This is a genomic window from Chitinophaga sp. ARDCPP14 (genome assembly GCF_051362515.1).
In the GTDB taxonomy this organism is placed as follows: Bacteria; Bacteroidota; Bacteroidia; order Chitinophagales; family Chitinophagaceae; genus Chitinophaga.
In genome coordinates this window covers 225,762-249,532 of the sequence record NZ_JBKIXB010000008.1, presented here as the reverse complement: position 1 = coordinate 249,532, position 23,771 = coordinate 225,762, and the positions used below count along the sequence as shown (strand labels likewise).

Below are 23,771 nucleotides of genomic sequence, written 5' to 3'. Positions count from 1 at the left end.
GAAATCATTGCTTGATCATTTGTAACCGGCCGGCTGTCATTTGTAGCTGGTAGCGCTTTCCTTTCCTCGCCGTAAATTTCACCTGTTGTTCTTTATAGCGTAATTCACAAGGTCCATCTGAAGTAGCCGTTACCGTTAGTTGCTGCAATTGGCCTTGTTGCCAGCGGATATCCAATACAAAACCACCCCTGGCGCAAATGCCGCTGACCTGTCCCGAGGGCCAGGCATCCGGCAACGCGGGCAGCAGTTCAATATAATCCATATGGCTTTGCACAATCATTTCTGCCATGCCGGAAGCGCCGCCAAAATTTCCATCTATCTGGAAAGGTGGATGGGCATCAAACAGGTTGATATACGATCCTCCGTGTGCTTTGCCGGTAGGGCCCTCTGCAGGAGTAAGCAATTTGTTGATCATGGTAAGCGCGTGATTGCCGTCTTTGAACCTTGCCCAGAGGTTGATCTTCCAGGCCAGGCTCCAGCCGGTGCCATCATCGCCGCGGAAAAGAAGCGATTGGCGGGCGGCTTTCATCATGGACGGCGATTGATCCCAGGTAATGTCGGTACCCGGGAACACGCCCCACAGATGCGATACATGGCGGTGATGATTTTCCGGGTCATCCACATCCTGCAACCACTCCTGCAGCTGTCCGTGCTTCCCTACCTGGTTGGGCGCAATCTGTTTATATTTTGCCTGCAACGTTTCACGGAAGGCGGCGTCCTGGTGCAATATTTCGCTGGCTTGTATACAATTCCGGAACAGGTCTCTTATTAACTGGTGGTCCATCGTAGGACCGGCTACTAAGCCACCATTCTCCGGCGAGTTGGAAGGGGTGCTGATCAACCAGCCGGTGGCAGGATCTTTCACGAGGAAACTTACAAAAAAATCAGCTGCTGCTTTCATCAGCGGATAAGCCTGTTGCTGTAAAAAAACTTTATCCTTTGTATAGAGATAATGTTCCCACAGATGGTGGCACAGCCATGCAGCGCCTGTAACCCATATGCCGTGGTTGGCGGCATTGATAGGCGCTGTTCCTCTCCACAAATCCGTGTTATGATGCAACACCCACCCAGGAGCACCGTAATGCTCCGTTGCGGTGCGGCGGCCCGCTTCCGATAATTCGCGGGTCATGGCGAACAGCGGCTCCGCACATTTGGAGAGATGCAACACTTCTGCCGGCCAGTAATTCATTTCCAGGTTAATATTGGTGGTATACTTACTGCCCCAGGGAGGCGACATCTGATCGTTCCAGATACCCTGCAAGTTGAGTGGTTGTCCGCCTGGCCTCGACCCGGAGATCATCAGGTACCGGGCGTATTGGATATACAATGCGGCCAGCGCGGGATCGGTAGTCGCGGTAAACCGGCTGATCCGCTGGTCTGTAGGCAACTGCGTTTGTCCCTCGCCCAGATCCACCGAGAAGGTATTGAAATACTGCTGGTAGTCTTTGATATGTGCGGAGCGTATGTTTTGGTAAGATGATAACGGCTGTATAACCTTCCTGCACAGCGCTACCGGATCTGCTGAAACATCCTTATAATTGCGGTAACTGGTAGCAGCAGTAAGATATAGCGTAGCTGCGTTCGCGTTAGTAACCGTGATGCTGCTATCTGTAACGGCTACACGTCCGTTTGACACACTCACCTTCAGCCAGCTTTCTCCTTTCAACACGCCGTGCTGTACCTTCAGGGAAAGCGCCAGTGTGCTGTCATTTATTTTCCGGGTGGAATACAATGGCTGCGGACTTTTCAAAGCAGCGGTGAAGCTGATGCTGCCGGGTTTATTGGCCGACAGCTGCAGGACGATGGCCTGATGCGGTGCACTCGAAAAATATTCGCGGGTATATTCCACGTTATTGGCAGTATAAGTCGTACGGGCAACAGCGTTAGCAAGGTCCAGTTCCCGCCGGTAACCTGTTGCGGCCGGCAGGGTATCTTTAAAACGTAGCCAAAGGTCGCCGAACGGCTGATAATCCGCCTCATAGCGGGATACCGGCGGCGCGCTTTTCTGTCCCATGAAATGCTCTTCCGCCAGTTGTTCCGCTTCCTTTTGCCGCCCTTCGGCGAGGAGTGCACGGATCTTTGGCAGGTACTGCACCGCACCGGCACGCGCATGTTCACGCGGACCATCAGTCCATAAGGTAGCTTCATTGAACTGCAGGTGTTCTTCATTTACACCCCCAAAGATCATGGCGCCCAAGCGCCCGTTGCCGATGGGTATTGCGGCGGTCCATTTAGCAGCGGGGTGGTCATACCAAAGCGTTAACGCTGCTTTTTTTCGCGGCAGTGGCGTTAGTACAGGTGTAAGATTGGTTCCGCTGTATATTTTCGTTCCATCTGCAAATACCTGGAAGCCTTTTCCTCTATGATATTTTTTACCCGTTTTATCCCACAGGATGGTAAGCAAACGGCCATGATAAGGTACCTGGTCCAGGCAAAACCAATCCCAGGTTCCGGCGGGTATCAGCGGGTATATCTCCACCTGTTCATCGTCCCGTGGTTTCAGTCCCACCAGGTCGCTGATCACCAGGTCGCAGAAGCCGGAGTGGTTATAATAGCTGCTGCGCGGATCATCACCTTTCAGCCAGTAGCCGTTCTTTTCATCCTGGTATTCACCCAGGTAAGGCTGCCCGTTTTTCTGATGGGAGCGCGCATAGGTTTGTAACGCACGGAAATATACACCCGCAGTGATGCCATCATGATGCCGGTAACGCGTAAGCAGGTTCGCAAGCCCTTTTAGTGTTTGCGTAGTGGCAAACGGCCATATGGCGCCGTCCCACTCGCAACCACCGGTACCGTGCGTACGAAAAGCCGGATGCCGCTGCTCTGCGGTGGTAAGCCCCCAGGGCGCATTAAAGCCGTTGCGGTCTGTCAACTGTTGCCAGGCCTTTGCATATTCAGGCTGATCGTCCGGCAGGTTGAAATACCAGGGGATATACCCTATTTCTTCTCTTACGCCTGACAACGGGCCTTTGGCCAACTGCACCTTAAAAAAAGCGGCGGTATCATCCCAAAGCCTGTTTTGCACACCGGCTTTGAGCTGTGCTGCCAGTTGCACGTATCTCTGCCGGAGACTGTCGCGCCCGGCCATAGCGGCCAACTGCGACAATGCCCTGGCATTTCCGTACATATAACTATTGATAGTGGGACGGATATTTCTTTCCTTACGTGAACCACTGATGGATTCTTCCATGCCATCTTTCACATCAAACTGCCAGTACATGCCGTCGGGCAAACCTCTTTCCTGCTCCCACAGCCGGTAATCTTTATCGAGTGAATCCAGCAGGCTTAGGGCAAAATTCCGGTCCGCATTTACGAGATAATAATTATAGATAGCATCCGCCGCCCAGCTGCTGAACTGGTGGAAACGCGGTTTGGCCTGCTGCTGGTCCTTCTCCAGCCAATAGCGGATATATTGATGAACGTACTGTGTATCGCGCAACCAGCGTCCTTCATAAATATGATGGCCAAGTGCGCAACTCAGTGCATTATATCTGCCTGCATGTTTTACAGGAATAATAAATTCTGTGAAGATAAACCCGTCAGGAGTTTTTTTAAGATGCTTACGAAAACTCCACCAGCGGAAATAGTACGTTTGTTCGATCACGTTATCAGGGCAATCAAATAACGGCACATTGCTTTCAAGCCATGCAGCTGCCTGGTCATCCGGGATGTATTGTTTCACTTCTCCTGTGTCCAGGCGGTTGAAGAGCGTAACATATTTCTTCAGTTTATCTGTACTTAATACAGCTTTCCTGTCCTGTGCCCAGCTATTGGCCGACACGCATATCCATAAACAAACATAGAAAAATCGTTGCATGATCACTTTATTTCTTTACAACTTTCATTATTCCTTTCATCACGGTATAATGCCCAGGGAACGTACATACGTAAGGGTAATTACCCGGTGTTGCCGGTGCAATAAAATAAATGCCCTGTGATGTTTCCGGTTGCAGCAGGCAGGTGTTAAACAACACGTCGGCTGAACGCGGCACGTAGGCGAGCTGGGAACCATTCAATCCCATATCCATCGCCAGTTTTCCTACCACATCTCCTTTGCCGGGTTTTACGATCACCAGGTTATGCAGCATATCATCGTTATTATTAAACACCAGTTTCACTTTGCTTCCCGCCGGCACCTGCACTTCAGCCGGGTCAAACTTCAGACCCGGCAGGGTACCTATTTTGATGACCACATCGGGACCTTTGGTCCAGCTGGCCGGCTGCACATTTACGCATTTCGAAGGATCACTGCCACAGGCAGTATTATTATTGGCGGTGGCTGCCGCGCTTTTGGGTGTTATAGCACAACCAGGCATACCGCCACTTCCAGCCGGAATAGCATTGAGCGTGTAATAGGCCGTATTATGCAACAGCGGTACACCAACCTGCGATTGCAAGCCGGTTATATCCAACGCATGAATATATCCCTCGCGTAAACCTTCTACATAGATCCTTACCCGGCGGCCATCATCAGATACTTCGCTTTTTACAACAGCGCAGGGTTGACTGTTAATCACCGGGCTGCCGTACTTACTGTGATAGCTATACGTAAATCCTGTTACCTGGAATAAGCGGTTATTCACCGCCTGTTTTTTATTTACCGGAGATGTAAATTCAAGTTCAAAGCCATTGCTTTGCGCCCGCATGGCCTTTATCTCAAAAGGCGTGTTGCCCTTAAAGTTCACCCGTTGCAAACCGTAGGGAGCCGGCCCTGTAGAGGCCCATCCCCTGCTGGTCATACCAACAAATAACGAATGATCGCTTCCCCATACAAGCCGCAGCACACCTGACGAAAACCCTTCCAGGAAAGGGAAACAGGCGCCCTGGTATTTGCCGTTCACTTTCTCCAGGAAGGCGCGCATTACTTTGCTGTGTCCCTGATCGCCTACCAGCAGCTGGCCATTAAAAGGACCAAATGCGTCTGAGTCGATGTTGATGACTGCTGACGTAGAAGTGCCCATGAGTGTATGCGGAAACCATACGCTGGGTTCCTTGAAGTGCGGTATTTTACGGGCAAAATCGTGCAGGATACCGATGGAGTCAGGAAATTGCTGCGGCTTTAAATGCAGTGGTGATCCGTATTCGCCGGACCAGCGCATACCTGCAGGGTGACCCGCAAAATCGCCATAGTCCAGTTGAGTGATCCTTCCGGACCCGATCCAGTCGCCCTGGTTTTCTGCAAAAAAAATATCCCCGCTCTCCGACAATCCAAAACCTGCGGGCGACCGCATGCCGCCGGCAAAAGGTTTCATGGTGCCATCCGGTTTTATCTGCATCATCCAGCCACGCCACTTGGTAAGGCTTGCGCCGCGCCCAATCCAGGAAAGGTTGAGTGTAACGATCATATCTCCGTTGGGCAGGAACAGCGGTCCGTAGGAATATTCATGGTAGTTGCCCGATAAAGGCCACGAGGCAACCGTTTGAAAGAGATCGGCTTTCCCGTCTTTGTCTGTATCTGTAACACGGGTTAATTCCGAGCGCTGCGTAGTGTAAAAGGAACCGTTGTGCCAGGCAAGGCCCAGAGTTTCATGCATGCCTGCTGCAAAGCGGGTGTAATGCGGATACCTTGATTTCTTCTGGTAGGGATCTGTAATCAGCCATATCTCTCCGTGCCTGGTGGCCACTCCCAGCTTGTCGTCCGGTGTAAATGTGAGACCTCCAACCTCCAGCGCTACGCTGTCTGGTATGGGCACGTCTGTGATAGCATAATATTTACTTTCCCTGGCCTTCATCTCCTGTTGTGCAGCTGCGATGTAGGGTAACAGCATACTCCACACGAGCAACAAAAAAGACCTATGTTGTTTGCTTATCATAATTTTTACCAGATAATGGAATAATGAATGTTCACCTTTTTGCTATCCGCCGGCAGGGGTACTAACAAACGGTATTGTCCTTTACTTTGCACGATCTGCGGCGACAAGGCTGTTTCTATATAATATTGTTTATCATCTACCGCATAACTGCCATCCGGTAATTTTTCGATGACGCCGCCGCTTGCCATTAACCACCAGGCGTTCCCGTTAGTGCTTCCGTTATTGGTTACCGTCACCTCGCGGATCAATCCTTTCCGGTCGCTGCGGGGATGCAGATAATCTTCCACAGACCATTGATGCAAGGTATACAGGTACACCGGCAATCCATCCGGCAACAGTTTATATCCGCGGTTAGTATAGCTGCTGCTGTCTTCCCGTATGGAGTCCGGCCATGGGGCATCCGGGGCCTGCAACTCCGCAATAGACGGCGTACCTGCCAGTTCCAGGGCAGCGCCCAAAGGTTTTTCCAGTTGCTTCTCACCGCGTTCATGCCACATTTCAGCGATATCCAGGTACCGGCCGTGCCAGGTCATTAAAGGGCTATAGTTAACCATATCGTAAGCGTAGTTCAATCCGCCGGGCATACCCACTGCTATGCTGTATGGATTAACCTTACCGCGATGTTCTATAAAACCGCGTTGTACTGCCGGGGCATTCCTAACAGGATATTCCATCTGTGGCGATATTTCTGCCATCCTTTCAGAAGCAGGCGTAGTAAGGGCGGTAAAGGGAATATGCGGACCTTCATACAGCAGTACCAGGCTTTCGTCGTAATTGGCGTAGCTGAGTTGAAAAGTATGTCCTCCTTTCTCCAGCGTAGTATCACCGTAAAAAGCGCGCTGGTAGTCGCGGGTACCGCCGTTGTTGGCGATTTCATTTCCATCAATCATTAACCGCACAGGACCACCGGCCTGCAGCCTGAAGATGTATTGGCCTGTTACCGGTACCAGTAGTTTTCCTTCCACTAATAAGTGGGCGCGTTTATCGCCGGTATGGAAGGTCAGTGAATCGGTGCTGCCTGATTTTACGGGCGTTAGCTGTTGCAGCGTATCGTGATTTTTATAGACGCCCTTATACACACGGAAACGCATATCTGCTAATTTTGCGCGATCATTGCCATAGGTTTTATAGCGGATATTCCGGAAGACCACCGGGCCTTTGTGTACGATAAAACGCAGCGGTCCTGGTACATCACGCAATGCGGTGTCGTGTGTGTTAATGATCTGCAACCGGCTCACCGCGCGGCCATTCAGTTCCACGGATGCAAAGCCGCTTTCGCTTGCGGAGTAAACACCATTGCTATCCGGTGTTGAAGGACGCAATGCCTTATATTTCACCGACAGGTGCTGCCATAAACCCGGCGCCTTGCAGGCGTTCAATACAGGCGGTCTTCCTTCAATGGCGCCACAGTCTGTGTTCGTAACGCTGTCTTTTAACCAGCTGTCTTTCAGCTGCAATGTATATTTTCCCTGGAAAAGAATACTTGCTGCGGCATCAGCAGATAACATGAAATCCAGCTCCAGGTCAAGATCGCCATGTACCAGTTTAGTGCGCAGCTCCGTACTGTCTGCCGTATTTCCGGAAAGGTCACACACCAGGATGCCTTTGCCGGCTGCAATTTCCATGTGATGCGGTTGCTGCCGGTCCGCATATACGTTGCCGGCTATACGCCAATGGTGATCCGTTGCCGTAAAAGCATTCGTATTATCCAGGTTGATTTCCTCCATGGGCAGGCTTTCCGGCGGAACGGCATTTTTGCTGCCGGACGAACAGGATGCCACACTTAGTATGGTTAGGCTTTGTAATAAAAGAGATCTGATCGACATTGACAGGTTATCAAAGAATTAAAAAAAGTTGCTACGCTGCTTACAGAAAAGCTACACGCTTATCCATCATCCGCACAAGATCCGGCACATCATAATATTGCAATGCGCCCGGAATTATGTTACTGTATTGATCCTTCTTCATTATCCGGCGGATCATCGTGATAAAAGAATCCGGGTATTGGTCTATTTGCAGGCGGTTAATCCGTGGATCTATTACCGCTGCATGCAGGGCTACCAGCGCCGTAGCGCCGGAGGCTTTTATATCGATCCTGGTTTTCTGAAACTCCTGGTCCGACTGCAGGTAATCCAGCAGCAGCAACAGGTCTGTTACACGTTGACCGATCAACGGCCGGCCAATATGCAGGGAAGACATCACATTCCGGTACTCCCTGTTATAAAATTTTGGATGATTGAATGCAGCTCCATCGGCCGTTTCACCTATTCCACGCAGATCAGGCAATAACACCGCATAACCTTTTTGCAGGTATGATTGCAGGAGGACAGTGCTGTCCAGCAGTGTGCGCTTGCCTTCATCGTTCATGCATATCACTACCTTTTGCACCGCACTATTGCCCGGTGGCCGCATCAGTATAAAAGGAAGCGGCGGTTCATTTTCGCTGCGCAACAATAACTTTTCGTACGCCCATTCCTGTTGCTGCCCTGTGCCGGCACGTTCCACCTGCACTTTATTCCGCCGGACATGGATGCCCAGTAATTGCTGCAATGTATCTGTAAACGCTTTTTTAGTAGCCGTGCGTTGAAATTGCGTACGGCGGGCGGCGAGCGCGGAAGCGGTTTGCAGGAAATGTTGTTGCAGGGTAATTTCTCCGGAGATACTATTATTTAATTCCCCGCTGCCGGTACAATTCAGCGCGGTAGCTGGCAGCACGGCAAGAGCCCCTTCCTGTACCGGTTTATCATCCTGGTACAACCACCTCCTGAACCAGCGGGCTGCGGCTTCGCGCTTAGGTTGCGATATGCCATGCCCGTCGTCTACAGTTAACAACTGTACCCGTTCCGGTGCTCCCAGGGTAGTATAACATTGTTTTGCTTCGTTGTAAGCCTGTTCTGCGCCGGTATAGTCTACAAAATCGTATCTGCCGGCCAGTACCAGCAACGGCTTAGGCGCCAGCAGGTGCATATAGTCGGTGATCTCCAATCCGTATTTACCTTCATTGGGTATTTGCACGCAGCCATCCAATGGACCAGACAGTTCAAACGTTCTTTCACGGGTGGTGATGTAGCTGCATACCGCGGCAACTTTTATCCTGTTTTCAAAGGCCATGAAATAAGCGGTTTGTGTGCCGCCGCCGGAATTCCCCAGGCAACCGATCCTGGTGGTATCTACTTCTTTACGGGACAGCAGGTAATCGAGCCCCCGCTCATTATCCCATAATTCATAAGCGGCCACACTGGAGCCTACCAGGGCTGCTGCGGTATTCAGCAGCGTATGTTCCGTAGTGCCTCCTCTTGTGGAAGGCTGGCCGGTGCTGTCTGTCAGCTGATGCCGCTCTCCTTGTGAAACAGGATCAATCATCAATACCATAAACCCCTGCCTGGCGAACAGGATAGCGGTTTGCTGGTACGAGGGCGTAGCCTTTGCTTCTGCCTCATGACCGCAAAACAATAGCACACCGGGAAACGGACCGTTACCTGCCGGCACATACAAACTGGCCGTTACGTGATGTTTGGGGAAACTCTGATAAATGATCTTTTCAATATGATAGCCATCCTGACGGAGTATACCCGTGACCGTTGGCTGTAACGGCGTTTTTTCCGGCAATACGCCCAACAGCTGGCGATAGGAAGCACGAAGCTGTTGCTGGTAAGCCTGTACGCTGGAAACTGATTGCATGGCCTGCTGCACCCGGTTACTACGCCCCGCATACTGCCGGTGCATTTGCTGCATCAGGTAGGTGTTCAGCATTTTATCTGCGCCCCAGTCGATAATACTGGCAGGCGCTTGCGCACATACCGTTGTGGCCGGCAGCAATAAAATAAATGGAATCAGTATGGCAGCCGTTAAATAATTGTGTAAGTAACACTTATCGGATAGTAAAAGGCTACGCGTAAATATTTTCATCAACATGGAATTCTGTTCTCCTTTACCGCAATCAAGCTACAGAAATATCTATGCAAAAAAGTATTTTTTTACGCAATCGTTGCCGGAACGCGGTGGTATAGCATAATAGGAAATGTTCTGTTAACTTTATCTTCTCACTATCTGTATGAAAACTATTTTCCGATATATTATTATCACAGCCGCTATTCTTCACACCTCTCCTTCTTTTGCCCAGCTCCCGGAACTGGACAACCACAATATTACCTGGAACAGCCAGAGCCGGAATGCGGCGGAATCCATGCCTTGTGGCGGCGGCGACATAGGACTGAATGTATGGATGGAAAACGGGGAATTGTTATGTTACCTGTCGCGCAGCGGCACCTTTGATGAAAACAGTACCTTTTTGAAGCAGGGCAGGCTAAGAATAAAATTAATGCCCAATCCTTTTGAAGCAGGTACACAATTCCGGCAAACATTGCATCTGCGGGAAGGCTACATAGCTATTACCGGCAGTAAAGGAAAGCAGCAGGCGCAGATCCGGGTATGGGTAGATGTGCATCACCCGGTAGTGCATGTGGACGTGAACACCCGTCAGCCGGTAACGGCCACCGTGCACTATGAAAACTGGAGAACGGGCGACCGTGTAATGTCAAAAATGGAGCTGCTGGCATGCTCCGGTTATAAAGGCGCACCGGTAGCCGTTACGGCTTATCATGATGAAGTTACTTTTGATGACAGGAAGGTGTTGTTTTATCACCGCAACCGGAATGATGCGCTGATATTTGATTTCACGGTACAACAACAGGGATTGGACTCCGTAAAGGCACAACTATGGAATCCCCAACAGGGACTTACGTTTGGTGGTTTCGTCTGGGGCAGTGATATGCAGCCCGCCGGTACAGATACCGGGCGATATATAAACACCGCGTACACCTCCTGGCAGCTGCAAAGCATCCGTCCTTCAAAGTCGCATCACATCAATGTGCTGCTGCATACAGCGCAAACATCCACGCAGGAAGCATGGTACAAAGGACTGCAGGAACAACTGCGGATAGCCAGCGTAGCAGAAAAAACCACCTTTCAGCAAACCACCGCATGGTGGCAGCAATACTGGAACAGGAGCTATATTTTTATGGGCGGTGATACTGCCAATGCCGTATGGCAGGCGGGCCGGAACTACCAGTTGTTCCGCTACATGCTTGGCTGTAATGCATATGGCGCTTATCCTACGAAATTCAATGGCGGGCTTTTTACGTATGACCCGGTATTTGTAAATGAAAAATTTCCTTTTACACCGGATCACCGCAACTGGGGAGGCGGCACCTTTACCGCGCAGAACCAGCGCCTGTTATACTGGCCCATGCTCAAAAGCGGCGACTTTGATATGATGACTGCGCAATTTGATTTCTATTTGCGTGCGCTGAAAAATGCCACCACCAGGAGCCAGTTTTACTGGGGACATAACGGCGCCTGCTTCACCGAACAAATGGAATATTTTGGTTTGCCTGCTGCCAGTGAATATGGATGGAAACGGCCCTCCTGGTTTGATAAAGGCGTAGAGTACAACAACTGGCTGGAATATGAGTGGGATACCGTACTTGAATTTTGCCTGATGATATTGGACATGGAGCGCTTCAGCGGGAAAGATATTTCACGGTATATACCGCTTATAGAAAGTTGTCTTACTTTTTTTGATGAACATTATCAATACCTCGCAAGGTTACGCGGCTCCAAAGCACTGGATGGAAACGGCCACCTGGTGTTATATCCCGGCTCGGCAGCAGAAACGTACAAGATGACCTATAATTCGGCCACCACCATCTCCGGGCTAAGTACCGTTACCAGCAGGATGCTGGAGCTACCAGGCAAATATCTTTCCGACAGCACGCGTACACAACTGCAGTTGTTCCGGCAACGTATCCCCTTACTCTCCTATCGTAACGTGAATGGCTACACGACCATTGCGCCGGCCCAATCCTGGGAGCGGATCAACAACCAGGAAACGCCGCAGCTATACCCGGTATTTCCCTATGGCATATATGGCATCGGAAAACCAGGACTGGATACGGCAATTAATACCTGGTTGTATGATACTACCGCGGTTAAACACCGCAGCGCCGTTGGCTGGAAGCAGGACAATATTTTCTGCGCCCGGCTCGGCCTTACCGACAGCGCCGCCTATTATACTATCGAAAAACTGAAGAATGCCAGCACGCGCTTCCCGGCTTTCTGGGGGCCGGGTTTCGACTGGACACCGGATCATAACCAGGGTGGATCAGGCATGATCGGATTGCAGGAAATGCTGCTGCAAAACGACGGTAAACACCTTTATCTTTTCCCGGCATGGCCGGCTGCATGGGACGTTCATTTTAAACTGCATGCACCTTACAACACAACGGTAGAAGGCGTTTTAAAAAATGGTAAGCTGTTGTCCCTGAAAGTATTTCCTGAAGAAAGAAAAAAAGATGTCCAGGTAATGCTGCGATAACATCATCTCACTGCAATGCTTACCTGGCTGCTTTGCAATCCGGATGCTGATGCCTTTACAACAATATTTCCCGCCTGCCCGGAAGATTTCACAATCACCAGGCATCTCCCCTGCCAGGCATTACGCTGTGGCAACTGGTAACTCTCCTTACTGAGCGGGTTCGCATTGCCAACGCCCACAATAGTTCCAGGGCCTTCCACATCAAAGTGTACCTGGTTGTCTGCTTTAGTATGACGAACACCATTTGCATCCTGCAATTCCACGGTGATGTAACTTAAGTCCTGCCCGTTTGCCCGGATAGCCATACGATCGGCTACCATATTAATCTTTGCCGGTTCACCGGCTGTTTGCAATACTGCATTGCTTACTGCTTTACGGCCATTATAACCCGTTGCTTTCAGTGTGCCGGCCTGGTAAGGCACCTGCCAGGTGGCTGTGAATTTATTGGAACGGTTGGTTGCTTTTTTTCCCAGCGACCGGCCATTGAGCGACAGCTCCACCTGTTCGCAGGAGGAATATACTTCCACTTCCAATGGTTGTGCGGTGTTCTCCCAATTCCAGCTAGCTAATACATCATGCCATTCCCAGCGGCTCCAGTCCACCTTATGCGGATTAGTGGCAAACGACGGCTGCGGTGGTTTTACAAAAACAGACACCTGTCCTTCTTTCCATAATACATCGCGGTAATACGACTGCGGGCGCTTCCAACCACAAACATCAATATCGCCGCAATACGCAAGGTTCCAGGGATAGAAGCCCTGCTCCTGCCAATATCCTAACCAGCCAATACTGGCTTCGCCGATGTAATCGAAAGCGGTCCATACAAAATCACCTATCACCCAGGGATGATCTGCCACGCCCATCCAATAGTCAAAAGCTTCCAGCGGCAAAGACTCCGTTGCAAACATCACCCGTTGCGGCAGCCGCTGGTGATCCGTTTGATACTTATCTCTTGCATAGTTGTAACCTGCCACATCGAGTGTTGCGAGGAAAGCATCTTTATCTTCCGTGACGCCGTTTACACCACAGGTCACGAACCGGGTTGTATCCAATGTGCGTATAAAACTACTGAGCGCCTTTGCCACCTCCACTACTTCCGGCTTTTCGCGGTTAGGGATTTCATTGCCGGTGCTCCACATGATGATGGCAGGATGATTCCGGTCGCGGTATACCATACTTTCTACATCCTTCTTCCACCAGTCTTTAAAATACAGGTGATAGTCGTCAGGATTCTTTCCATCTTCCCAGGTATCAAATGCTTCATCGATCACCAGCATACCGAGCCGGTCGCAGGCATCAAGGAAAGCAGGAGAAGGCGGATTGTGCGCGCATCTTACCGCATTATAACCGCTGGCTTTAAGCAGTTCTACCTTGCGTTCTTCTGCACGGTCGTAGGCTTTTGCCCCGAGCGGGCCGTTATCGTGATGCACGCAGCCGCCCTTTAGTTTCAGCGGTTGCCCGTTTAAACGGAAACCATTCACGGCGTCAATGGTAATACTGCGGATACCAAAAGGCGTGACAGTACGGTCCGTTAATTGTTGCTGGCGGTAAACCTCCGTTACCGCGGTATATAGCACCGGCGATTGCACCGACCATAACGCCGGTTTGCGTACGGCGAGATCCTGTTCCCACGTGGCAACCGCGCCCGGTGTTAATTCACGTGTATCCGTCGCCGTAACTACTTCCTTCCCATTTGCATCCATAAGGTGGGTGATTACTTTCACCGCAGCAGTGCTGCTGGTTTCATTCATCACTTTAGTTTGTACATGTACTTTTGCGGCAGCGGCATTTACTTCCGGCGTAGTAATATAAGTGCCCCATTGCGCTACGTGTACGGGGTCCATCACCTTTAACCATACATGGCGGTAAATGCCTGAGCCAGCGTACCAACGGCTGTTTTCCCCTTCATTCCTGACCTTTACGGCCAGTACATTTTGTTCACCGAATTTTACGCGGTCAGTGACATCGTAATAAAACGACGTATAGCCGTAAGGGTGCTTACCCAACCGTTTACCATTGATCCACACTTCTGCGTTCATATAAATACCATCGAACTGTACCTGTATCCGTTTCCCTTTCTGGGTTACAGGCAGCGTAAATGTTTTGCGATACCAGCCGGTACCGCCGGTGGTAAACCCGCCGCTTGCCTGGCTCACCGCATCACGGTTAAAAGGTGACGCAGTGCCGGGAAGATCTTCTATACTCCAGTCGTGCGGCAGATCCACGATGCGCCATTGCGTATCATCAAAAGCTGCTTTATCAGCGCCTTGCGCGCCACCACGATGGAAGCGCCAGTCGTTATCAAAAAGCTGTGTTTCCTGTGCATGGGCGCCAATAGTGGCGAGCAGCAATAAAGTAGTTACTATTTTTTTCATGACGCCGATCACACTTGTTGAAAAACCGATTTTAAATACGCGGCGTTAGCGCCAAAGTTCCATTTTACGTTACGCGGGTCCTGTGCATTACGCGAGCGTTCTATCACCAGCCATCCACGCCAGCCCATCTCATCCAGTGTTTGTTTTACTTTGGGGAGATGAATACGCGGGTTGTCCTGCAACCATACGCCATCTTTATCGGTACAATGAATCTGGCAGATGCGGTCTTTCCCAAGTATGCGCAATTCCTTTTGCAGGTCGCGGCCTGCTTCCAGGGCGTTGGCAAAATTGAAATAGCTTTGGATAGCAGGAGAACCAATATCTTTCAGCAACTGCACTTCTCCGGCAGCATCCAGCGCGGTTTCTATGCCAATGACCACGCCTGCCTTTTCTGCCTGTGCAGCCGCAGCCTTCAACCGTTTAACAATAGCGGGGCGCAGTTCCGGATGTTGTACCAGGTCGCCTTGTACGCCCAGCGGCAGGAACGCTACTTTCACCTGCAACTGCTGCATGGTATTGATACAATCCTGTACCATGCGGTCTACACCAGGCCGTTCTGCAAACGACTGCGCATAAAACCCCGACATGGCAATAGAACTGATCTCCAGGTTAAGCCTGCGCGCTTCTGCTATAAATTGTTTGGCGATCGCGGGATCTGTTAGTTTGTTGTCAAACGTTTCACGGGTGCCCAAACCTCCCATGTCCAGCTCCAGCCCATCAGCGCCAATGTCTTTCGTTAACTGGAATGCGCCCAGCTTCTGCCGCTTCAGGATCATCCAGTCGCAAACAGCAATCTTATAACGTTGCGCTGCCGGCGCTGCGGCGAACGATACCTTGCGGTACAGCAGTCCCGCAGTAATAGCGGCGGTTGTATTGATTAAAAAATGACGACGGTTCATAGTAGTTACAGGTTACTCAGGCCATTGCCCGTTTTTAATTGCTTTCAATTGTAGTTGCTTCGGATCGACTTTCACATATTTGATCCGCTCCCGTCTCCAGGTGTAAACGATATGGATAAATCCATCCGCGCCATAAATCACCGCCGGGTATGAATACTGGCTGATGGGTGAGTTTTCCAGCACCAATGCTGCGCTCCAGTTTTTGCCATCTTCTGATACTGCTACATTCAACGGCGTGCGTGGACCTTTGGCCAATCCGTCCGGTGGCAGTACGTGGTTGTAAACAAGTACCTGCCGGCCATCAGGCAGGGTTACTGCATCTGTTCCTGAATTGTTGTTGGGCAGTGCAATAGGTGCTAAAGGCGACCAGGTGCGGCCGTTATCCGTTGACCAGGACTCCAGTATGGCCCGGTTCTTACTTCTGCAAAGCGCCTGGAGCTTTCCACCCGGATAAAACAATATGCTGGGTTGTATGGCATTGTAAGTGTCACCACCATCCACGGGCGCCGTTTTCTCCCAGGTTTTACCATTGTCTTTTGTTGATTCAACATGTACTCTCCAGCGGTCTCCTTCTGTGCTGGACGGACAAAGCAATGTACCATTGCTTAACAGTACCGGTTTATTCTTTATCGGTCCCAGATAACCATCCGGCAAGGCTTCCGGCGCGGACCAGGTAGCGCCGCCATCTTTGGAGGTAATCAGCCATCCTTTCCATCCGGATATTTTAGGACCTATTTTGTAGAACAGTAGTAAATCGCCGCCGGGTACCTGGTACAATACCGGGTTCCAGCAGGGAAAGCGGGTACCGTTTGGCTGTATGCCATTGGCTACTTCCACGGGCACAGTCCATTCACCGCTCTGCTTTTTACGGCTTACCCATATGCCCACATCCGGATGTCCTTCCTTTGTGCCTCCAAACCAGGCAGCTACGAGGCCCTGCTTCGTTTCCGCGATGGTAGAAGCATGACATGAAGGAAATGCTGCTTTTTCAAATATAAATTCGTCGGTGACAATGCCGGCGCGATAATTTCCAGCCTGACCTTGTGTCAGTAAACCAGCGAACAATAAAATCGTTGTACAAAAAATACGTATAGTCATAAGCGTTGTTTTCGACAGAATAGTTTAGCTGTGATTGGGATCTGTTGTTTTTAATGACCCGATATAAAATATCGCCGGCTGCTCCGGTTCTCCTCCGTGTGGCAGATCAAAAGTTTGTTCTGCCGGGGTATCTGCATCCGGCGTATGCCGTGGCATACCCGTGCGGAATACCATACGCGCCACACTTTGCACCGGCGCAAAAGTGAGTTGCGTCAATACATCCTTCCCATTTATATTAACGGTATAAAAACGGGTGGCAGTGTTCAGGGTAATGCGGATATTATAAGTAGCGCCGGCCTGGTACTTCAGAATGTTTTTAAATTTGGCGCCGGCCTTTGCCTTTAATGTACTGTCCGCCTCAAACATGAGCCGTACGCAGGGATTCCCTTTGGTATCCTGCAATTCCGCATGCAGGAGTCCTCTATTATTTTGTGCAGGGGTAATGGAAAACTCCACCACTACCCGCTGCGTTTCGGGAAACAAGCGTTCTGCTTTTGCATAATCGTATGGATCGCCGTCTTTCAATGCCAACACCGGGCCGTTTGCGGATTGCTCCATTTTTACCGGCGCCCAGGCAGGGCTGTAGATGTTCCATTGCTGCAATGCTGTGTCCGGCAACATCTGCTTAAACACATCATTTACAGGTGCGGTTGCTTTATCGGTTACAGGTACCGGGATGCGTGCCACCCAGATATCTTCCTTATTCATACTGTACGTGATCCACATATTACCGCCGGGAGGCGTACCGTTATTTTCTGTGATGCCGCGCACATACTGCGGACCATAATCCTTAAAATATCCCTTATAGCGCAGGGGAGATATTTCGCCCTGCACCAGCAACATATTCGTGTAATCGAGACCGTTATTACTTACAGAAATAGCCAGTGGCCAGCGGTATTCGGAAGGGTTATATACGGTGGCATAGCGGCCATCTGCAGTACGCTGCCCCCATATTTTAGCATTGGCGTTTACAAAGCCCGGCGCCCTTACAGCCGATTCAGGCCAGGTTTTACCACCATCGTTGCTGATAGCGGTGAGTGCATTTTTCCATAGCCCTACTACCCTGCCATCGGGCAAATGATAATAGCTGAGGGCTTTGTATTGTTTTTTAAGCGGTATCAGCGGATCATTCCTGTCTGCTTCTTCATTCCATTGCTGCGTTACCAGCGGATCCGCCAGCAGTTCGTTGCACGCGGCTACAAAGTCCTTATCGGGACTGGCACTGTAGTGTGGGTAAGACGTATTCTTTTCATTCCAGGCAGCGTTATAGCGGATGAAGTAAATGGGACCAAAGCTGCCATCAGGGAGTATTTCACGCACTACGCGGCCAATGCCTTGTCCATCATTGGGCCGGTCGTCTTCATCAAGGCAGATACCATAAAAAGCCAACGCCAGCAGCCGTCCTTTTTTTGATGTATAAAAACCCATGCGCTGATGCATTACCGCATACAGGTTATGCGCCACACCGGGATAGCCTTGCTTGGTAGTGCCATCCGGTATTTTATAGAGAGGAAAGAGGATGGCCGGCTTTGACCAATTGTAACCATCTTTGGAGGTGGCAAGTAGTGTTTGCCCGGGCGCCACACTTTCGCTGACCTCATCACTCAGGTATTCCAGGTAAAAAGTGTGGTTCCGGTAAGCCAGCATTGGTGCGTGGTTATAAGTATAACCGGTACCTTCGGCCTTTTCAGGATGTTCGCGATTGGCCCGCAACACCTGAATGTTATGCACTCCCATAGCGGGACTTAGCTGCCCGTGATGGTAATCGACATTAACGCGGGTTTGCCCGGTATATCTTACGGTATCGGCGGCGGGTTGCTGTAAAACATCCAGTATATTTTCTGTTACCTGGAAGATAGAACCATGCTTATGCCCTTCCGGCACCTGCACCTGGTCTGATATATCGGTGAATGTTTTAAAATCCTTTGTCTTTACTGCGCCGTAATATTTCTCTCCATAAGCATCAAAATAAATGAGCCATTCGCTGCCCACTTTTACCGTAGCAGGCCCCTCCGTAAAAGAAGACGTAAACGGGGCAGAGACATTGGTATAAGGACCCGTGGGATGCTTACTGAACGCCATCTTCAGGTTCCTTTCGGGACGGGTATTATCTTTTAGCACCAGCGCATATTTACCTGCGGCCTGCTGAACAATGGTGGCATCAATCACGCTAAACCCAGGATCGAGAAATAATTTTGCGGGAGAAAATGTTTTGAAATCTTTTGTGGCGGTATAGTACATACGGTGGTTATTATCTTCGTCTTCCTGCCCGCGGGGAAAACGATGCGGGATCGTAGATGCCCAGATAATAACGAATTGTTGCTGCTCTTTGTCATAAAACAGTTCGGGCGCCCAAACATTCACGGTAGTGGGTTCGTGTGTCATCACATCAATAGCGCGTTGCTCCGACCAGTGTACCAGGTCTTTCGAACTGGCGTAACCAAAACCTTTTTCATTTTTCCAGCCGCTGGTCCATACGAGATGAAAAGTACCATCCGGCCCCTGCACTATAGAAGGATCGCGCATCAGCTTTTTTTCTCCCACTTGCGGTTGCAGGAAAGAGCGGCCCAGGCTCATCCAGTGATAGCCATCATAGCTGTATAGCAAACGTAATCCATCGGTAGCCGGTTCCCGGAAAGAAGTGAACAGGTATACTTTTTTTCCGGGAACATACGTGTCCAGTATTAATACCCAGTCGTTACCATCCTGTTGTGTGCCTGGCGGATCAAAGCTGGCGATGCCTTTGTTGGGGAATTTGCCAATAAGTGTTACCTGGCCGTTGCGGGGATCATACCAGGACGCCTTCACGGTGTCGCCGGCAATTTTGCCCATGTTCACCCGGAAGTTGCGGCCGTTATAAGTATAAATGAAAGCATATTGTTTTCCGCGGGTAGCCATCACGCGGTTATACTTATCACCGGCGTCGCCTGCTATGAGTGATGGATCGGGCACCCGTTCAAAGTAAGGCCTTGACAACAATAAATTTTTCAGATGTACCATTTGCTGTGCGCCGGGTGCATTGATCGCATCGGACCAAACATCTGTTACGCCGTAGCTTCCTTTTTTATCCTTGGAAGCATGCATCTGCATCACGGCATTATCACCGTAGGTATAACCTGCTGCGCCGGCAAACACCGACCAGTATCCATAGCGCCGTACATCCTTGTCGTTCCATCTTGCTTCGAGGGAATCATGTAATCCCTGTGGAATCCCTTCATATGATGGCTCGCCATCAAGCGTAGGTTTGGCGGGTGTTTGGCGGTAGTCGGCTTCAATGTATTTCCAGTTATCTTCCCCGTAGTGGAGGTCGCCTGCGCTGGTGTCCTGATCATAACGGCGATGCCCCGACTGGAACATATTGAACTGCAGCCAGGAAGCCTGGTGAAACCAGCGGGATGATTGTGTGCGGCCACGCGGATGAAAGGTGAGCAGATGACCGGGATCCTGTGCGTGGAGCGTGGCGCCGATAGCATTCCATACCTCCATGCCATCGCTGCCTTTAATATCTCCGCCATTCAACCAGATGATGTTGGGTTTGTTTTTGTACCTGGCTGCCAGCCACGCAGCGTATATGCGTGCCTGTTGGTCGCTTACCTGTCCGGCTTTTACATTGGAGCCCCAAACCGGCACCAGCGCCATATACAAGCCCTTCTCCGCTGCTTTACCAACGATATAGTCCACATGATCCCAGTAATCATACTGTGCAGTATCTGTGAAAGCGTTGCCTGTTGTGGTATGCGGGGTGGCTATATTTTTATTGATCAAAGCGGAATCACCATAAGCATTTACCTGCTCAAGATTATGTACCACCATTACCTGTATGACATTGAATCCTTTCTTACGGCGGTCTTCCAGGTATTTTTCCGCCTCTTCCCTGGTTAATTTATTAAACAATAACCAACCGGTATCGCCCAGCCAGAAGAAGGGCGCATTCCCACCGGTGGTAAAATACCTGCCGTTGGAAGAGATGCCCAGTTTGGTAATGCGACCTGTTTGTGCATGTATGGCATTGGTAACCGAGAGCAACGTAATAAAAAATATAATAGCGATCTTATGCATCCAGTTTGTTTATTTATTTACGATCGATCCAGATTACAACCGGTCCCGGTTGCGGGCTGGCGAGGCTGACCTGTTTACCACCTTTCTGTTTTTCTTTTTTAAGCAGATGTCCGTCTGTTGGACTAATCCAATAAACACTGCACGCACCGGCTTTGCTCAGATCAAGCTGTACCGGAGCATTGTTATTGGTATAAATAATATAGGCATTGCCGTTATTACCCAGCGCCCATTGTCCCTGCGGGGAACCGGGGAGTACTATGGGTTGCATAGTGGCTGCGGCTTCCAGAAAGCCACCAGCGGCTATGGCGGGAATGCCCGCGAGGGAGCCGCCAGCCATGAAAGCGGCCCACGACTGCTCCTCATATGCGCTGCCTGCATACACCACAGCTTTGCCGGCATAGCGTTCGCGGCATTCATGCACCGCCCTGTAAACCTGTTCGAAGCTGCTTTTCTTTGGTTTCAGCAGGCGGGCATGTTGACGGGGCGCCAGGTTCTGTCCGCCCTTGGGTGCGTACAAACTGCCATCCGGCTGATAATGCCACTGGCGTATATCTATCACCGTTATAGCAGCTGAGCGCACCGGATCGGCTAATATAGCGTCCTGTACATCTTTGGTGGTGCTCAGGCCAATAAGTACTTTTTTACCTGTTTCTTTTTCCCACTCCAGGATGGTATCTATCCAGAACTCTACAAAGGTAACCGGACCGGTAAACTCCGCTCCTATCAAATGGATCACACCATTGTTATCCGCGAAGTTGTCGAGGCACTTGCGGATATAAGCGGTGTGCAGTTTGCGGCGTACAGGATCTGTAATATCATAGAATTGCGCCGCCATAAAAATGCGCTTGTCGCCCGCATAGGGCGGTGGTTCCGGGAAGCCGGTATGATTGATATTGTTAGCGGTGCGCCAGGGAAAATCCGCCCAGTGTGCACCGGCTTCAATGATGTTGTGCTGAAAATACTGCTGGTGAACGAGTACCAGTCCTTTTTCATCTGCCAGGTCTGCAAATTGTTTAAGGCGGCTCCAATACCAGTCGTTATACCTGGTGAGATCATAGCGGCTTAGTCCATCCCATGCGCTTCCCTGTCCGCTGCGCGCGAAAGGAAGTTCATAGAAAGGAGCCCATACTTCGCCATCCATACGGCGGATGCGTTCATGATCGTCGCGGCGGCGATCGTACCAGAGACCATAGTTATGCTCCAGCGATACAAAGTGTTCGTTTGTCATCCATGCGGCTACTTCCTGCAGGTCGTCAGTTAATCCTTTACCGGTGCGGCCGGGAACAAACCGGGTGATCGCCGGCATGGCTTCCCGGATACCATCGGGCCGTGTGTTGCCACGCCACCAGGGTACTTCGTAGTGCCTGCCGGTCAATAGCCTGTTGCCGCGCACCAGCCAGCCGTTTGCGATGTGCATGGGTGGTGCAGGAGAAGCCGGTTTCGTATAACCGGTACCGTTGGCTGTTTTAACGCCGGTGATTTTTACAGGAATAGGATTCCGTACGGCAGATTGATCTATCCAGTCTGATAGTACCACCGCGGGTTGTACAGCGCGTGCAGTGAGTTCCGCCGCCTGTTCTGCTGCCGGGCTGCTGGAGGCTTCGGATTCCACTGGCAGCAGCTGCGCCCGTTTTAACACATCGGCGCCTATCCGTTCTGCCAGTTGTGCATAGTATAAACTTCGTGGGGTGATATGTTCATTGGATGACTCCCAATAGCCGTCGCCAGCAAACTGTGCCCAGGAGCCAAAGGCCCAATTACTGGCTGTTGGCGGGCGGTAACAATCTATCCGGGCGGCGCTGCATTGCCATAATACGCTGTTGGCAGCGCTCCAGCCGGCGCCCTGTGCATCCTGTCCGAGGTTGCCAAAGCGGATGGCCTGCCCGTCGATGTTCACGATATCGAAGAGCACACCGGAAGCCCAGCTATCGATCGTGCCGCTGAAACTGAAAGGCAGGTGCGCTTCGCATTGCACGAAGGCATTAGGCCCTGGCGCGCAAAAGCCAACCGCGAAATCATGGTAACCATACTCCGCGTAGTTGCGCTGGAAAAGCGTTTGCTGACCGGAAGTAAAAAAAGTATAGCGGCGTTGCCCGCCTATTTCAGATACCGGCGCCAGTGATTTACAATCTTCCACGGTAATGCGTTTGCCTGTTTCCAGCACGGCCACTGCCGAACCGGCGAAATGCTCAAAGGTTACCTGCCGCACCCATGCATCACAGACATTCTCCAGCGTGATCGCCATCCACCGGTGGGCTTCATCTTTGGGGTAAAGGGTGTCGTATGCGGAGCGGCAACGCAGGTGTTCCACACCGGTCTGGCTGATGCGGCCGGGCCACTGATATGCTGCCACGGTACCGCCTCCATAGGCGGTATCCAATGCAGTAGTGAGCGGCGCATCCAGGGTAATAGCCTTGCCGTTTATACCAACAATCGTCCGGTCCCAGGCAATATCACGCTGCCCCAGTTTCCAGCCCAGCGTAGTAATGCCGCCGCCCTGGTGTTCCATGCCAAGTTCGTTTATCCATTCCCGTGTGGACGGCCGTTGTACCAGCACCTTATCGCCGGCTTTGAAGCCTTGTACCGATGCTACCTGTACAGTACGGGCATTTACCGGCACATAGGCATCCGTAATTTTAACCGGCGCTTCCGTTACCCGGCCGGGCTGTCCCGCAATACGGATCAGCGTTTGCCGGTCGCGGCCCTCTCCTGTTAACACGGTGCCATCATTACCCATACCGCTGCCACGCAGCACTACGCCGGATGCACGAATTACAAGGCCACCCGAAAGGTGGTAGTTGCCCTTCTGCAGTTGCACAGCGCCGCGTATGCCGCGGTTATCCGGCGGCAACACGGCCACTTCATCCAACGCATTTTGTATAGCCGCAGTGGCATCTCCAGTTATAACAGGCACTACTATACGAACCGGAACATCGGGAATGGGCTGCTCTCCTGCCATATAACCGCAATAAGAAAAATCCGGTATCCGGTTGCCCTGTGCATCGGGGCTATATACCAGTTTGCCAGTGGCATTCAGTGCCACCGGCGGTACCGGTTTGGATTTCTTTTGCGCGTAAACGGTAGTAACGGCGCTTATTGCTATTAAACAAAAACTAATTATCGGGCGCTTATTCATTCGGTCGTTTTGATC

10 protein-coding genes are annotated in these 23,771 nt (G+C 50.9%); 1 reads left to right on the top strand and 9 read right to left on the bottom strand.

Features of this window, described 5'->3' with window-relative positions:
• Positions 1-4: 4 nt before the first annotated feature.
• The 4 genes from ACLHR0_RS22220 to ACLHR0_RS22205 all read right to left on the bottom strand — a co-directional run bounded on the left by ACLHR0_RS22220 (position 5) and on the right by ACLHR0_RS22205 (position 9,722).
• Positions 5-3,817 carry a glycosyl hydrolase family 95 catalytic domain-containing protein gene (locus tag ACLHR0_RS22220; protein WP_436489598.1) on the bottom strand — a complete coding sequence of 1,271 codons (3,813 nt, stop codon included), beginning with the start codon at positions 3,815-3,817 and terminating at the stop codon, positions 5-7.
• Between the two features lie 7 nt (positions 3,818-3,824).
• Positions 3,825-5,813 carry a plastocyanin/azurin family copper-binding protein gene (locus tag ACLHR0_RS22215; RefSeq protein ID WP_436489596.1) on the bottom strand — a complete coding sequence of 663 codons (1,989 nt, stop codon included), beginning with the start codon at positions 5,811-5,813 and terminating at the stop codon, positions 3,825-3,827.
• Positions 5,814-5,818: 5 nt separating this feature from the next.
• Positions 5,819-7,594 (bottom strand): family 16 glycoside hydrolase, encoded by a 1,776-nt coding sequence (locus ACLHR0_RS22210; RefSeq protein ID WP_436489595.1) that lies wholly within the window; start codon positions 7,592-7,594, stop codon positions 5,819-5,821.
• 85 nt (positions 7,595-7,679) lie between these two features.
• Complete coding sequence (locus tag ACLHR0_RS22205) at positions 7,680-9,722, bottom strand: alpha/beta hydrolase family protein (RefSeq protein ID WP_436489593.1); 2,043 nt, start codon at positions 9,720-9,722, stop codon at positions 7,680-7,682.
• A gap of 145 nt (positions 9,723-9,867) precedes the next feature.
• On the opposite strand from ACLHR0_RS22205, the gene ACLHR0_RS22200 reads away from it, so the two are divergent.
• A complete protein-coding gene (locus ACLHR0_RS22200) occupies positions 9,868-12,189 on the top strand; it encodes a DUF5703 domain-containing protein (RefSeq protein ID WP_436489591.1) in 2,322 nt (773 codons plus the stop codon).
• A gap of 2 nt (positions 12,190-12,191) precedes the next feature.
• Here ACLHR0_RS22200 and ACLHR0_RS22195 read toward each other — a convergent pair whose 3' ends face one another.
• From ACLHR0_RS22195 to ACLHR0_RS22175, 5 genes are read right to left on the bottom strand one after another with little or no spacing between them, the layout of a single operon-like run.
• A complete protein-coding gene (locus ACLHR0_RS22195) occupies positions 12,192-14,564 on the bottom strand; it encodes a sugar-binding domain-containing protein (protein WP_436489589.1) in 2,373 nt (790 codons plus the stop codon).
• Between the two features lie 8 nt (positions 14,565-14,572).
• Positions 14,573-15,463 carry a sugar phosphate isomerase/epimerase family protein gene (locus ACLHR0_RS22190; RefSeq protein WP_436489586.1) on the bottom strand — a complete coding sequence of 297 codons (891 nt, stop codon included), beginning with the start codon at positions 15,461-15,463 and terminating at the stop codon, positions 14,573-14,575.
• 12 nt (positions 15,464-15,475) lie between these two features.
• Complete coding sequence (locus ACLHR0_RS22185) at positions 15,476-16,561, bottom strand: sialidase family protein (protein WP_436489585.1); 1,086 nt, start codon at positions 16,559-16,561, stop codon at positions 15,476-15,478.
• A gap of 24 nt (positions 16,562-16,585) precedes the next feature.
• The gene (locus tag ACLHR0_RS22180; protein WP_436489583.1) at positions 16,586-20,620 is read right to left on the bottom strand and encodes an apiosidase-like domain-containing protein; all 4,035 of its coding nucleotides are present in this window, start codon (positions 20,618-20,620) and stop codon (positions 16,586-16,588) included.
• A gap of 13 nt (positions 20,621-20,633) precedes the next feature.
• Positions 20,634-23,756 (bottom strand): DUF6298 domain-containing protein, encoded by a 3,123-nt coding sequence (locus ACLHR0_RS22175; RefSeq protein WP_436489581.1) that lies wholly within the window; start codon positions 23,754-23,756, stop codon positions 20,634-20,636.
• Positions 23,757-23,771 lie beyond the last annotated feature (15 nt).

Excerpts from the sequence above, each read along its gene's own strand:
- ACLHR0_RS22205 (WP_436489593.1), bottom strand. The coding sequence starts at position 9,722 with ATGAAAATATTTACGCGTAGCCTTTTACTATCCGATAAGTGTTACTTA.
- ACLHR0_RS22190 (WP_436489586.1), bottom strand. The coding sequence starts at position 15,463 with ATGAACCGTCGTCATTTTTTAATCAATACAACCGCCGCTATTACTGCG.
- ACLHR0_RS22220 (WP_436489598.1), bottom strand. The coding sequence starts at position 3,817 with ATGCAACGATTTTTCTATGTTTGTTTATGGATATGCGTGTCGGCCAAT.
- ACLHR0_RS22200 (WP_436489591.1), top strand. The coding sequence starts at position 9,868 with ATGAAAACTATTTTCCGATATATTATTATCACAGCCGCTATTCTTCAC.
- ACLHR0_RS22195 (WP_436489589.1), bottom strand. The coding sequence starts at position 14,564 with ATGAAAAAAATAGTAACTACTTTATTGCTGCTCGCCACTATTGGCGCC.
- ACLHR0_RS22180 (WP_436489583.1), bottom strand. The coding sequence starts at position 20,620 with ATGCATAAGATCGCTATTATATTTTTTATTACGTTGCTCTCGGTTACC.
- ACLHR0_RS22175 (WP_436489581.1), bottom strand. The coding sequence starts at position 23,756 with ATGAATAAGCGCCCGATAATTAGTTTTTGTTTAATAGCAATAAGCGCC.
- ACLHR0_RS22185 (WP_436489585.1), bottom strand. The coding sequence starts at position 16,561 with ATGACTATACGTATTTTTTGTACAACGATTTTATTGTTCGCTGGTTTA.
- ACLHR0_RS22215 (WP_436489596.1), bottom strand. The coding sequence starts at position 5,813 with ATGATAAGCAAACAACATAGGTCTTTTTTGTTGCTCGTGTGGAGTATG.